This window comes from Yoonia vestfoldensis SKA53 (assembly GCF_000152785.1).
GTDB lineage: Bacteria > Pseudomonadota > Alphaproteobacteria > Rhodobacterales > Rhodobacteraceae > Yoonia > Yoonia vestfoldensis_A.
The window spans coordinates 1,990,382-2,003,925 of record NZ_CH672414.1 but is presented as its reverse complement, the minus strand read 5'-3'; the positions used below and the strand labels follow the sequence as shown (position 1 = coordinate 2,003,925).

The following is a 13,544-nucleotide window of genomic DNA, read 5'->3' as shown; positions in this document are numbered from 1 at the left end:
AAAAGTCATTTGCAAGCGATCTAGCCGATCTTGCCGCAATGCGAAAGGCCCGTAGGGTGGGTCATGACCCACCTTACCGGTGCTTGTGCGCCGCCGCCCATTTGCTGACCGCCCAAGCGGGCAGCAGGATCACCGCCCAGCCCGCCGCATTGATCAGCGTCAGCCGCAGGGCCAGATCGCGCGGCATGTCCGATGTCCACATTGCGATATGCGCGCCAATGATCATGACCAGCAGGCAGGCGATCCAGAGGCGCATGTCACAACTCGCGCCCGGCCAGATCCTCGACCAGCGTGAAATGCTCAAAGACCAGCATCATCTCGGGGTCAAAACCGCCGTTGCGTTTGAAATAGGCCTTGTGATCCTTGCGCCAGCCCAACAGGCTGTCGTTCGCCCCCTCGGCCAGTGCCATTTCCTCGGTCACGTCGCAAAAGCGAATTTGCTGCACTTTGGTCGTGCGGATCACCAGTGCGGGCGTGCCATCCCAATTGGCGGCAATGTCGCAGCGGCCGACGACGGGCATGGAGTCTGGGTCATCCGCAAAGTCCGCCGCCGCCCCGCAGGTCGCGGTTTTCTTGCGCTGCCTGACAAGGCCGATCAGATATTGGCACAGCTCGGGCGTATCGCCAAATCGGAACGTGCCTGCGCCGGGATAGGTGTCTTGCAGATCTTCGGTATCATCGGTCATGGCGTTTCTTTCAGGACTGTCGCGATGGTCCGTCATACGCTGTTGCTGGCCAACAGCCAAGCCGCCTAGCGGGGCAGTGCGAATTCCCGCGCTTTGGCGTCCCAGTGCAGCTTTGCGTTGCGCGCCAGCCGTTTGCAGCTGTCATCCAGCCCCATCCGGTTGGACCAGCGCGCCATCGACCGGACGGGGATCGCGTGGATATCGCCGAAACCATCGACCAGCACACATTCCTCTGGTCCCGGGCCGGTGCCATTGTCCCTCTGACCAAAGACGAAGTTGTTGGGGTTCATGTCGCTGGCGCGGATATCACTGGCATAGATGCGCTGGACTGTGTCGTTCAGCATGGCGATATGCGCTGGCGTCAATGTGCCAGCGGCCGCTTTGGCACCCAGCGTCTCGCCGACTTGGCGGCCCGGCTCCATCACCCGTTCAGTGATGCAGCCCAGCCCTTCGCTTGTCTGGCTAAAGCCGAACATATGCGCGATGGGCGTGTGAAAGTCAGGCTCTGGATGGTTCAGCATGACGCGCAGATACTCGGTATATTCTTTGTGGATCTGGCGCAGCCGTGTGCCGGGCAGGAGCCGGTCCATGATTCCGTTGAAATTGGTCCGACGCGGCACGGAGCCCGCAGGCCGCAGCACTTTGATCAGCTTGGTCGGGTCAAGCGGATGCAGATAGACCGCGCGCTGGACGCCCGTTGCCACCATATCCGATAATTGCAGAACGCTTGCACCCATAGGGTGAAATTAACTCAACCTATGGGTTCAGCGCAAGCAATGTAACGAAAATATGAAAAATGGATAACGATCAGAACTCGACCCCGATCTGCGCCTTGATCCCCGACCGGAACGGATGCTTGACCAGCTCCATTTCGGTCACCAAATCTGCCAATTCGATCAGGTCCTCATGCGCGTTGCGCCCCGTCAGCACGACATGGGTCATCGGCGGCTTGTGATCGCGCAGAAAGGCCACGACATCCGCGATAGCGACATAATCATAGCGGATCGCGATGTTGATTTCGTCCAATAGCACCATGGAATTGGTGTCATCAACGATCAATTCCTTTGCCTGTGCCCAAGCCGCCTGCGCCATTTCGGTATCGCGAGATTTGTCCTGCGTCTCCCAGGTGAAACCTTCGCCCATGGTGTGAAACGCGCAGGTGTCACTGAATTTGGCAAGGATCAGGTCACGTTCGCCGGTCGACATACCCCCCTTGATGAATTGCACGACGGCGCATTTCATATTATGCGCGATGCAGCGGAAAATCATGCCAAAGGCAGCGGATGATTTACCCTTGCCCTTGCCGGTATGGACGATAATCAAACCTTTCTGGTCGGTCTTTGTCGCCATGATCTTGTCACGCGCAGCCTTTTTCTTGGCCATTTTCATCGCGTGGCGGTCGGGGTCATCGGTCATTGGCAGTCTCCTTTGCGCAGATCATAACAGGCCCGCGATGCGCGCGCGCGCGGAATTCGAAGCAGGTTGCCACAGGTTGCGGTCGATGGCTTCTTGCAGGCGCTGGGCTATTTCGCGCAGCGCGGGGGCGTTGGCATCGGCGATAAAGTCGCGGGTGGCATCGTCGGCCAGAAACGCGGCTTCGACCAGATCGAAATGGTGGTTGCGCACGGCCCCTGTCGTGGCGGCGAAGGCGAAAAGGTAATCGACCGTCGCTGCAATCTCGAACGCGCCTTTGTAGCCGTGCCGTTTCACCCCGTCGATCCATTTGGGATTGACCACGCGCGATCGCACGACACGCCCGATTTCATCGTCGAGGGTGCGGATCACCGGCCGTTCGGGGCGCGAATGGTCGTTGTGATAGATCGGGCGCTCGCGCCCCTGCAGAGTGCTGACGGCGGCGGCGGCCCCGCCTTCGAACTGGTAATAATCGTCGCTGTCGAGGATGTCATGTTCGCGGTTGTCCTGGTTCTGCACGATGGCTTCGACTTGGGACAGGCGCTGCTTGAACGCGGCTTCTGCCCGCGCGCCGCTGGCCTTGGCACCATAAGCATAACTGCCCCAAGCGATATAGGCGGCGGCGAAATCGGATTTGTCGGACCAGATACGTTCGTCGATCAGGGCCTGCAGCCCCGCGCCATAAGCGCCCGGTTTTGAGCCGAAAACGCGGGTGGCGTCTTCGCCCGCCTGGGAGCGTGCAGCGGCAGGGTTCAGGTCTGCGGGTTCATCCAGCGCCTGTACTGCGCGTGCGGCACTGTCGACCAGCGCGATCAGCTGCGGAAAGGCGTCGCGGAAAAAGCCGGAGATGCGCAGGGTCACATCGACACGCGGGCGGCCCAGCACTGTTTGTGGTAGAACGTCGAACCCAGTGACGCGCCGGTTGGCGCTGTCCCATGTCGGCTTGACGCCCATCAGGGCCAAGGCTTGTGCGATATCATCGCCGCCTGTGCGCATATTGGCGGTGCCCCATGCCGTAATCAGCATGCTGCGCGGCCAGTCACCGTGATCCTGCAGGTGTTTTTCGATCAGCAGATTGGCCGATTTCCACCCAAGCGCCCAAGCGGTGGGCGTTGGCACGGCCCGGCTGTCCACGCTGAAGAAATTGCGCCCCGTGGGCAACACATCAAGCCGCCCGCGTGTTGGCGCACCCGACGGGCCGGGGGCAACGAAATGCCCTGCAAGCGCGGTGAGCAGGGCCGTTCCTTCCGCCGGGCCGCAAGCGCGGATCGTGGGCAGGATATCGTCGCGGATGGTTTGCACAACGGCCTGCGACGCGCGTGGGGTAAACCCCACGACGCCCCGCCCGCCGTCCCGCACAAGGCGTTGTGACAGGTTTTCGAGACGTTCCACGGTGTCGCCATTGGTCCGCCATGTCGTGCCATCGGCCAATGCGTCCGGCTTTTCGGGCGCTGGTGCTGCCATATCACAATCAAGTGGGTCAATGCTGATGCCAAGGTCCTCCGCCAAGGCCCGCAGGAGCGAGGCATTGTGCCCCTTGCCATTTCCGCGCGGCACGCGGGCGAGCGCGATGGCAAGGTCGATTTCTTGTTGTCCCGTGGGCGATTGCCCAAAAATATGCAGTCCGTCCCTGATCTGCGCCTCTTTCAACTCGCATAGGTAGGAATCGAGCTTGCCAAGGTCGGTGTTGTTGTCGCCTGTAAAGCCCACGTCCCGCGATAGCCCTGTTGCCTCGGACAGCGAAAGGATTTCGCGCCGCAGGTGGGTCACCCGGCGCGGATCGACGCCGGCTGCCTCGTAGTATTCATCGACCAAGGCTTCCAGATCGCGCATCGGCCCATAGCTTTCAGCACGTGTGAGCGGCGGCGTCAGGTGGTCGATGATGACGGCACAGGCGCGCCTTTTGGCCTGTGTGCCTTCGCCAGGATCATTGACGATGAAAGGATAGATATGCGGTGTGGGGCCAAAAACAGCCTCTGGCCAGCAGGTTTCCGACAGGGCGACGGCCTTGCCCGGTAGCCATTCCAGATTGCCGTGCTTTCCCATGTGGACGATCGCATCGGCCTCCCAGTGGTGCCGCAGCCAGAAATAGAAGGCGAGGTAATTATGCGGCGGGACCAGATCGGGGGAATGATAGGTGTCTGTCGGGTCGATATTATAGCCGCGCGCGGGTTGCAGGCCCACGACTGCATTGCCGAAGCGGTGGATGGAGAGGGCAAAACCTGCGCCGCTGGCGCGGCTTGGGGCCTCCGGCGGGAGTAGTTCGGACAAAGCGAAGAACGGGTCGTCCTCTGCGGCGCCCCAGCGGGTGGTGATTTGCTCCTTGATGTCCCATGGCAGAGCGTCAAAATGCTGGCGGTAGGTTTCAAGTGGCAGGAATACGCCGCCCTGTTTATCGGCCCGGTCGGTCAGCCAGTTGGTAGGGCCGGCCATGATTTGGGCCATCAGGGTCGCGCTGTCGGCGGGTGGATCAGTCTGGTAGCCCGCCTGCGTCAGCAGGTTCAGCGTGTGGATCGTCGCGGCGGGGGTGTCGAGGCCGACGCCATTGGCAAGCCGTCCGTCCTTGTTGGGGTAATTGGCGAGGATCAGGGCGACTTTTTTGGCCTTGGCGGGTGTGTGCCGCATGCGCGCCCAATTCGCGGTCAGTTGCGTGACGAAATCGACGCGGTCGCCGCGCGCCTGATAGGTGGCGATCGGGCATTGGGTAGCGTCGTCAAAGAACGCCTCGCCCTTGAAGCTGATCGCGCGCGACAGGATGCGCCCGTCAACTTCTGGCAGGGCCACGTTCATGGCGATGTCGCGTGCGGTCAGGCCGTGCAGGCCCTCTGCCCATGACGCCTCGGAGGCACCTGACAGGATCACCTGAAAGATCGGCGCATTGTTGGCAAGCAATGGGTTTTGCGGGCTGTCGTCGCCGTCATGGGGCGAGCCCACGGCGAATGCGGTGCAGTTCAGGATCACATCGGGTGGGGTGACGGTGAATATATGGTCGAGCGTGGCGGTGCTGACGGGGTCTTTCAGGCTGGCCACGAAGATCGGCAGCGGGTTCAGGCCGGCGCGCGACAGGCTGCGGGTCAGGCGGTTGATCGGATTCAGCCCGCCGCCCTGCACCAAGGCGCGGTAAAAGATGATCGGCACGATGGGCGCGTCAGGTGTCCATGCCGCCTGTGCCGTTGTCAGATCGGCGATGCCCGCACCGGGCCAGTAGATGCCGGCGCGCAGCAAGGGGGCAGCGGCGCTGGGTTTGTCGCTGCCGTCCAGCATCGCCTTTGCATAGGCCAGCGCGTTGATGTTGTTTTGTGGCCCACCTTCGACCAGATAGGACCAAAGTGCATCGTAATCGGTGCCGCTGACGGTGGACAGCCCGCGCAATTCGGGGTCGGGTTTGTCGTCGCCGGGCAGAAAGGCCACGGGCACGCCCGCGTCGTGCAGGCGCGCCGCGTACTGGGTCAGGCCGTATTTCCAATAGCCTGCACCACCAAGAATGCGTGCGATCACCAGACGCGACTTGGTGGCGCAATCGTCCAGATGCAGATCGACCGACATCGGATGTGCCAGATGCAGCATATTGGCCAGCCGCAAGGTGGGCGGGTCAGGCATTTCGGCCCGTGCTTCGGCCAGGGCGGCCAGTTCGGTATCGGCGGCAGAGATGATGACCACATTGGCAGGCGTCTGGCCCAGATCGACAGGTTCGGTCCCGTCCGAAATCGCACCGGGGGTGGCGGCGAGCAGGTGCATCAGCTTTTGCCTTGTGCTAAGAGGCGGCCAAACACGAGGATAGACCCATGGATTACAACGCTGCAGGAGCACCGAAAATGGCTAAAAAAGGCCCCAAGCACGAAGAACACAATGCGCCGGGATCGAAGAAAAAGCCGTTTGGCGCGCGTCCCGACAAGGCCGAATTGCTGGCGCGGATGAAAAAGGCCGCCGAGGAAAAGAAAGGCTGAGATCACAGCCGCTTTTCCATGAAAACCGAACTGGCGGTTTCTGGATAATCGCCGAACGGTCCGCAAGGCGTGAACCCATGCCTTGCGTAAAGCTTGTGTGCTGCATGCAGGATGTTGCCGGTTTCCAGTTTCAGCAACGGCAATGACAGGCTGCGCGCCTGATCCTCGATCTGGCGCAGGATTGCATCAGCCACACCTTTGCCGCGCGCGGCCTCATCCACGAACATCGACTTGATCTCGCCATAGCCGTCGCAGACCCGCAGCGCGCCGGTGCCAAGGATCACATCGCCGATCCGGCCGGTGTAGAAATGGATGTCGCTGGCCACCAGATCGTCAATGGACAGGTAGAAATTATCCTCTGGCGGGAACAGCGCCTGCATCAGCGCGTGGCTTTGCTGCAGCAGGGCCGTTGCCTGCGCATCATGCGGATCGGTGATGCCGACGATGATCATGCTTGCAAGGCGGCGGTGATCGCGGATTGGTCCAGACCGGCCTCGCCGATCACGACAAGCCGGGTCTGGCGCGGGGCATCACCAAAGGGCTGGTCGAAATAGGTGTCAACGCGTGGGCCGACCGCCTGCAAGGTCATGCGCATCGGTTTGCCGGTGACAGCGACAAAGCCTTTCAGGCGCAGGATGTTGTTGGACTTGATCACAGCGCTGACTTGGGCGGCAAAGGCTGCGGCATCGCTCACCTCGTCACGGGTGACGATGAATGACTCAAATTCGTCATGGCCGTGATCGTGATGATGATCGTCATCCTCGTGATCATCCTCGTCATCATCGTGGTGGTGATGATGGTGGTGGATTTCATGGCGCGATTCCAGATCACCCTCAGCCCCTATACCTTGCCCCAACAGCACATCAACGGGCAATGCGCCCATGCTGGTTTTGACAACCTGCACGCCGTCGCGGCTGTCGGTGCGCAATTGCGCGGCAAGGCTGTCGGCCTCTTCGGCGGTCAGCAGGTCGGTCTTGTTCACGACGATCATGTCGGCGCAGGCAATCTGGTCTTCGAACAATTCCGACAGCGGTGTTTCGTGGTCAAGGTTGTCGTCGGCGGCGCGCTGGGCATCGACTGCGGCGATGTTATGGGCGAACTGGCCGTCCTGCACGGCGCGGCCATCGACGACAGTGACGACGCCGTCCACAGTAACACGGGTCGAAATGCCCGGCCAGTTGAACGCGCGCACCAAAGGTTGTGGCAGGGCGAGGCCGGATGTCTCGATCACGATATGGTCGGGGGCTGGATTGCGCGCCAAAAGCGCCTCCATCGTGGGGATGAAATCATCAGCGACGGTGCAGCAGATGCAGCCGTTCGACAATTCGACGATATCGTCCTTGGAACAGACCTCTTCGCCGCAGCCCTTGAGGATGTCGCCATCGACGCCAAGGTCACCGAACTCGTTGATGATCAGCGCGATCCGTTTGCCGTTCGCGTTTTGAAGCATGTGCCGGATCAGCGTCGTTTTGCCAGAGCCAAGAAAGCCGGTGACGATGGTGGCGGGGATTTTGGCGGGCATGGGGTGTCCTTGATGGCGGAAAACGTGAAAAGGGGCGGCCGCGGTGGGCCGCCCTCAGGGATGCAGGTTGCAAGTTTAGCCGACGAGGGCGGCGACAATCGGACCTTCGATGATTTCCAGCGCGAGGAATACGCCGACACCTGCGACCATCGCGCCGCCCAGACGGGCGGTTACGGCACTCGCGTCCGTGGCTCCCAGCTTGCGTGTGGCCCAGCCAGCACCGATGGCGATCAAGTACTGGATCGCGCCCAGGCCGATCAGGTAGCCGACCAGCACGCCGCCGCCGACACCGCCTTCTTGTCCTGCAATCGAACCGCCAAAGGCCGATCCGTGGAACAGGCCGAAGGCCGCAAAGACCATCAACGCGGTCGTCGTGGTCAAGCCTTTGCCCGACAGAACGATCCCACCGACGACCAGAAGCGACAGCACGATCATCGTTTCGGCCAGTGGCATCGCGATGCCCGCATACATCAGCACGCAGCCGGCCAGCATCGCGCCGATATAGGCCGCGGGTGTGAGCAGACGGTTGGCCGTAAAGGTCGCAGCGATGCCCATGGCCGCGACAAAGAACAGATGATCAAAGCCCAGCACCGGATGGCCAACGCCCGAAAGCAGGCCGTGGGTGAAGGTTTCCATCGGCAAACCACCCAGCGGGTGATGCGCAAAGGCAGGCGATGCGGCAAGGCTTAGCCCTGCGATGGTAAGAATTCTTTTCATTTTCGTCCCCTTTGGATCGACTAAAGGGGGGATTTCATGGGAAGCACGTGCCATACGGCCGGTGCAAAACCCCCACGGAACACCCCGTCCGTTGTTGTTGGCCGGGGCGATCCCCGGTGCATGGCTGGTCTCCTGGCTTGCGGGTCGATGCACCTTGTTGCCTTCCCGGGCGGACCCAGTGGCATGTTAACAAGGCACTCTCCGCATACAGTCGCGGGGGCGGCTGTGGCTTGGCGCCTCCCTGACAGGATCGGCGCGTCCACATTCCCATTTGATCCCCTGACGCTGCGCGCCGTGCGGGGAACCGTGCCGTCATGTTGTGCCTGCATTGGCGGCACGCGGTCAAGCCCGTAACCGACCCTGGCCGTGTCAGAAGCGCCACTGGCGCGGCCTCCGGCGGGGATATTTCGGCTCTGAAGATGGGGTTTCGCAATATCTTGTGGATAAACGGCTGAAAACGCCCTTATGTAGCTTGGTTTCGTTGACTCGGACCCGCCTGAGGCGTCAGCATCTTTGTCAGGCAAAGAATCAAGGGCAGCGAACCAGTGCGTTTTAGCAAACTGCGATTGAATGGCTTCAAAAGCTTCGTCGATCCGACGGATCTGATCATCGCGGATGGTCTGACCGGCGTGGTCGGGCCGAATGGCTGTGGCAAGTCCAACCTGCTGGAAGCCTTGCGCTGGGTGATGGGCGAACATCGCGCTTCGGCCATGCGCGGCGGTGGGATGGAGGATGTGATCTTTGCCGGTGCCGCCACACGGCCAGCGCGCAATTTCGCCGAAGTGTCGCTGATCATCGATAATGCCGAACGGTTGGCGCCTGCCGCATTCAATGATGCTGACCAGCTTGAAATCGTGCGCCGGATCACGCGTGATGCAGGGTCTGCGTATAAGGTCGGTACCAAGGACGTGCGCGCGCGGGATGTGCAGATGCTGTTTGCGGATGCGTCCACTGGAGCGCATTCGCCTGCGCTCGTGCGCCAAGGCATGATCGCGGAACTGATCAACGCCAAGCCCAAGTCGCGCCGCCGTATTCTGGAAGAAGCGGCAGGCATTTCCGGTCTGTACCAGCGCCGTCACGAGGCCGAGTTGAAACTGAAAGGTGCGGAAACCAACCTGACGCGTGTTGATGATGTCATCGACCAGCTGGCCGCGCAATTGGCACAATTGGCGCGGCAGGCAAGGCAAGCGGCGCGGTACCGCGAGATCGGCGAAAGTCTGCGCCGCGCGGAGGGCATGTTGTTGTTCCGCCGCTGGCAAGAGGCGGATGATGCCTTGCTCGAGGCCACCAACCTGTTGCGCGACCGCACGACGGCCGCAGCACAGGCCGAACGTGCTGCGCGCGATGCGACCAAGGCGCGGCAGGGTGCCGAGGATGCCTTGCCGCCCCTGCGCGAGGAAGAGGCGATTGCCGCTGCCGTCCTGCAACGCCTACAGGTCCAGCGCGATGCCTTGCAGGATCAAGAAGCCCGCGCGCGCGACATGATCGCGACGCTGCGCGCCCGCATCGACCAGCTGACCCGCGATATCGACCGGGAGGCGGGGCTGAACAAGGACGCCGGTGAAACCATCGCCCGGCTGGAATGGGAAGCGCGTGAGATCGCGAAGGCCGGCGAAGGCCATGACGCTCGGCTCGAGGCCGCACAGGGGGCCGCGCGCGAGGCCGCGGGTGTCTTGCAAGAGGCCGAGGCCGCATCGGCGCAACTGACCGAGGATGTCGCCCGTCTGGCCGCGCGCCATCAATCGACGCAGCGCCTGATCGACGATCATCGCGCGACCCTGACCAAGAACGAGGCCGAGGCCGCCAAATCCAAGGCCGCATCACAAGACGCCGCGACTGCCTTGGCCAGGGCCGAGGCGGATTTCGCCGCTGCCGGTCTGGCCGAGGCTGCGGCGCTGGCCTCTGCCGATGCCGCCGAAGATGCGCTGGCTGCCGCCGAGGCCGCCCGTGCCGCGACCCAGACGCAGGAAAGCGAGGCGCGCGCGCTGCGCTCCGAAGCCGAAGGCGGCGCGAATGCGCTACGTGCCGAGGTGACCGCGCTGTCGCGTCTGGTGGATCGTGACCGTGCCGAGGGCGGGCAGGTTTTGGACTTGTTGTCAGTGCAAAAGGGCTATGAAAAGGCGCTGGGCGCGGCTTTGGCCGACGATCTGCGCGCGCCTGCGGTGGGGGCAGATGCGCCGACAGGCTGGGCCAGCCTGCCCGATTATGCGCAGGCACAGGCCTTGCCTGCCGGTGTGGCGCCTTTGGCAGATGTCGTGACTGTGCCTGCGGTGCTTGCCCGCCGGATCGCGCAGATCGGGCTGGTCGATGCCGCCGATGGTGCGCGTTTGCAGGCCGAATTGCAGCCCGGCCAACGGCTTGTATCGTTGGCAGGTGACCTGTGGCGCTGGGACGGGTTTAGGTCGGGGGCCGAGGATGCCCCTTCGGCTGCGGCCCTGCGGTTGCAACAACTCAACCGGCTGGCGGAATTGCAGCGCGATCTGGATGCGGCGGCGGCCAAGGCACAGCAGGCAGCGGCGGCGCATGATGCGCTGACCCGTGCCTTGCAAGACTGCACGGTTGTCGATCAGGCCGCCCGCGCGGCCCGCCGCGATGCCGACCGCGCCGTGGCCGATGCCAACCGTGCCGCCAGCCGCGCCGAGGCGGACCGGAACCTGTCGCAAGGGCGGCTGGAAAGCCTTGGCCTTGCCCTGCGCCGGATTGAAGAAGAGGCGATGGGCGCGCGCAAGGCGCTGGCCGAGGCGGAACAGGCCGCCGCCGCATTGGGCGATCTGGCCGCGGCGCGTGCCTCGGTCGAGGATGTCAAGATGACGGTCGAGGCCGCGCGCATCACGATGATGTCGCGCCGGTCCGCATCCGAGGAATTGCGCCGTGAAGGCGACGCCCGTCTGCGCCGTGCGCAGGAGATCACCAAGGAAATCAGTGGCTGGAAACACCGGCTGGAAACTGCAACCAAGCGCAGCGCCGAGCTGGCAGACCGCAAGGCCGCGTCCGAGGCGGAACTGGCCGAAGCCTCTGCAGCACCCGAGGAGATTGCCGCCAAGCGTGCCGAACTTGCCGATGCGATCGCCACCGCAGAAACCCGCCGCCGTGCCGCGGCCGACAGGCTGGCCGAGGCCGAGACTTTGCTGCGCGATGCGGGCCATGCCGAACGCGAGGCCGAACGTCTGGCGTCAGAGGCGCGCGAGGCCCGCGCCCGTGCCGAGGCTCGCGCCGATGCCGCGCGCGAAACCATTGCCTATGCCGCAGAGCGGATCATGGAGGCACAGGAGGTGACACCCGCGCAATTGCTGGACGCTTTGGGCGTGCCGGTTGCCGACATGCCGCCGGTTGCCACGGTCGAGGCCGAGGTCAATGCGCTCAAGCGGCAGCGCGACGCGCTGGGTGCGGTCAACCTGCGCGCGGAAGAAGATGCCAAGGGGGTGCAGGTCGAACATGATGCGCTGGTGCGCGAAAAGGCCGATTTGCTTGCCGCTATTGCCGCCCTGCGCACCGGTATCGCCAGCCTGAACAAGGAAGGCCGCGAACGTCTGTTGACTGCCTTCGAGCAGGTCAACGACAGTTTCGGGTTGCTGTTCACGCATCTGTTCGGCGGGGGCGAGGCCAAGCTGGTGCTGGTCGAATCAGATGATCCGCTGGAGGCGGGGCTGGAGATTATGTGCCAGCCGCCCGGCAAGAAGCTGAGCACGCTGTCGCTGCTGTCGGGGGGTGAACAGACGCTGACGGCGCTGGCGTTGATCTTTGCGGTGTTTTTGGCCAATCCTGCGCCGATCTGTGTGCTGGACGAGGTTGATGCGCCGCTGGATGATGCCAATGTCACGCGGTTTTGCGACCTGCTGGACGAGATGTGCCGCCGCACCGACACGCGGTTCCTGATCATCACCCACCATGCTGTCACGATGAGCCGGATGGACCGGCTGTTTGGCGTGACGATGGGCGAACAGGGGGTGTCTCAGCTGGTGTCGGTCGATCTTAAGCGTGCGGCGGCGATGGTGGCTTAAGAACTTTTAGGCCTCCGGCGGGGATATTTTGGCTCGGAAGATGATCAGAGGCGATTGAGCAGATCAAGCGTCGGCCAGGCATCTGCCGGAAGGCCAAGGCGGGCCTGTTCTGCCTGCACCGCATTGCGGGTCATCGCCCCGAGGATGCCGTCGATCCCGCCCACGTCATAGCCTCGCGCGGTCAGCCGTTCTTGCAACAGGCGCATCTGGTCGCCTGTCAGCGCGGGCGACGGATTCCCCGCATTGTAGACCGGCGCGCCGCTGAGGCGGGTTGCGAAATAAGCGGCGGTGGTCACATAGACAAAGCTGCGGTTCCATTCGAAATAGACGTCGAAATTGGGGTAGGTCATGAAGGCCGGCCCGTTGCGCCCCATCGGCAGCAGGATCGCGGCGGGCAGGTTTGCGGGGCCAAGGCTGCCTTGGCGCGCGGTCACGCCCATCGCGGCCCAGTCGCTGACGGGCCGTTTGTTGGTCAGGCCGGTCTGCGACCAGTCGAGGTTCGCAGGGACGGTGATTTCATGCATCCATGGTTCATTGGGCCGCCAGCCGAGCGAGGACAGCACGTTTGCGCCCGTCGTCAGCGCGTCGGGTGCCGAGTTTTTCAGGTCCACCAGCCCGTCACCGTCGCCATCCATGCCTTTTTCGACGATCTCGCGCGGGAGTTTTTGCAACTGGCCGATTTCACCGGCCCAAGCGCCCAAGGTGGTTGCAGGGTCCATGCCGCCGCGCCGGTACAGTTCGATCGCGGCGATCAATTGAGGGCGGAACAGGTCGGGCCTGCGGCAATCATGCGCCAGCGTCAGCAGGGCGTTACGGGTGTTGAAATTGCCCTGCACCGCGCCGTAATCGGTTTCGAACGCCCAGAACGCCAGCAGCACGCCGCGTGGGATGCCGAAGCGGTTTTCGATGGCGCGGAACGTGCTGTCAAATCTTTGGCTGTTGCGTGTGCCGTTATCGATGCGGTTCTGGCTGATCAGGTTGCGCGAGAACTGGATGAAATCTTGCTGGAATACGCCTTGGGACCGGTCCGCGTTCAGCACGGATTGTTCGATCTGCGCGCCAGCGAAAAACGCATCCGCGGTGGCGGCGGGGATGCCGGTGGCCACAGCCTCGGCCTTGACGCCTGCGATGAAGCTGCCGACATCGCCGCCGCAAGTCTGAGCTGTCGCGGCACCAGTCAGCAGGGTCAGGGCGGCGGCAAGGGCAAGGCGCATGATGTGGGCTCCGGTTCTGGTTCGCCGCGAGCCTAACAGGGCGG

11 protein-coding genes and 1 riboswitch are annotated in these 13,544 nt (G+C 63.0%); of the genes, 2 read left to right on the top strand and 9 right to left on the bottom strand.

The window, feature by feature from the left end:
- Window positions 1–73: 73 nt before the first annotated feature.
- From SKA53_RS09750 to cobN, 5 genes are all read right to left on the bottom strand, one after another.
- Window positions 74–256 (bottom strand): hypothetical protein, encoded by a 183-nt coding sequence (locus tag SKA53_RS09750; protein ID WP_007205972.1) that lies wholly within the window; start codon window positions 254–256, stop codon window positions 74–76.
- A 1-nt stretch (window position 257) separates the two neighbouring features.
- A complete protein-coding gene (locus SKA53_RS09745; protein ID WP_040482905.1) occupies window positions 258–686 on the bottom strand; it encodes an ASCH domain-containing protein in 429 nt (142 codons plus the stop codon).
- Between the two features lie 65 nt (window positions 687–751).
- A complete protein-coding gene (locus SKA53_RS09740) occupies window positions 752–1,423 on the bottom strand; it encodes a YrbL family protein (protein ID WP_007205970.1) in 672 nt (223 codons plus the stop codon).
- 70 nt (window positions 1,424–1,493) lie between these two features.
- Window positions 1,494–2,102 carry a cob(I)yrinic acid a,c-diamide adenosyltransferase gene (gene cobO / locus SKA53_RS09735; protein ID WP_007205969.1) on the bottom strand — a complete coding sequence of 203 codons (609 nt, stop codon included), beginning with the start codon at window positions 2,100–2,102 and terminating at the stop codon, window positions 1,494–1,496.
- 21 nt (window positions 2,103–2,123) lie between these two features.
- Window positions 2,124–5,837: a cobaltochelatase subunit CobN gene (gene cobN / locus SKA53_RS09730; RefSeq protein WP_007205968.1), complete on the bottom strand. Its 3,714-nt coding sequence runs from the start codon at window positions 5,835–5,837 to the stop codon at window positions 2,124–2,126.
- A gap of 77 nt (window positions 5,838–5,914) precedes the next feature.
- Here cobN and SKA53_RS15785 point away from each other — a divergent pair, with 77 nt between their 5' ends.
- Window positions 5,915–6,046 (top strand): hypothetical protein, encoded by a 132-nt coding sequence (locus SKA53_RS15785; protein WP_257790143.1) that lies wholly within the window; start codon window positions 5,915–5,917, stop codon window positions 6,044–6,046.
- Between the two features lie 2 nt (window positions 6,047–6,048).
- On the opposite strand, the gene SKA53_RS09720 is transcribed toward SKA53_RS15785, so the two are convergent.
- The 3 genes from SKA53_RS09720 to SKA53_RS09710 form a co-directional block, all read right to left on the bottom strand.
- On the bottom strand, window positions 6,049–6,498 hold the full coding sequence (locus SKA53_RS09720; protein WP_007205966.1) for a GNAT family N-acetyltransferase: 450 nt from the start codon (window positions 6,496–6,498) through the stop codon (window positions 6,049–6,051).
- Window positions 6,495–7,568: a cobalamin biosynthesis protein CobW gene (gene cobW / locus SKA53_RS09715; RefSeq protein ID WP_007205965.1), complete on the bottom strand. Its 1,074-nt coding sequence runs from the start codon at window positions 7,566–7,568 to the stop codon at window positions 6,495–6,497. Before cobW ends, SKA53_RS09720 begins: the two co-directional genes overlap by 4 nt.
- Window positions 7,569–7,643: 75 nt before the next feature.
- Window positions 7,644–8,285, bottom strand: coding sequence for a HupE/UreJ family protein (locus SKA53_RS09710; RefSeq protein WP_007205964.1), 642 nt, complete (start codon window positions 8,283–8,285; stop codon window positions 7,644–7,646).
- A gap of 105 nt (window positions 8,286–8,390) precedes the next feature.
- Window positions 8,391–8,609, bottom strand: a riboswitch (cobalamin riboswitch).
- 221 nt (window positions 8,610–8,830) lie between these two features.
- Here SKA53_RS09710 and smc point away from each other — a divergent pair.
- Window positions 8,831–12,286: a chromosome segregation protein SMC gene (gene smc, locus SKA53_RS09705; protein WP_007205963.1), complete on the top strand. Its 3,456-nt coding sequence runs from the start codon at window positions 8,831–8,833 to the stop codon at window positions 12,284–12,286.
- Window positions 12,287–12,330: 44 nt separating this feature from the next.
- Here smc and SKA53_RS09700 read toward each other — a convergent pair whose 3' ends face one another.
- Window positions 12,331–13,500: a lytic murein transglycosylase gene (locus SKA53_RS09700; protein WP_007205962.1), complete on the bottom strand. Its 1,170-nt coding sequence runs from the start codon at window positions 13,498–13,500 to the stop codon at window positions 12,331–12,333.
- Window positions 13,501–13,544: the final 44 nt, after the last annotated feature.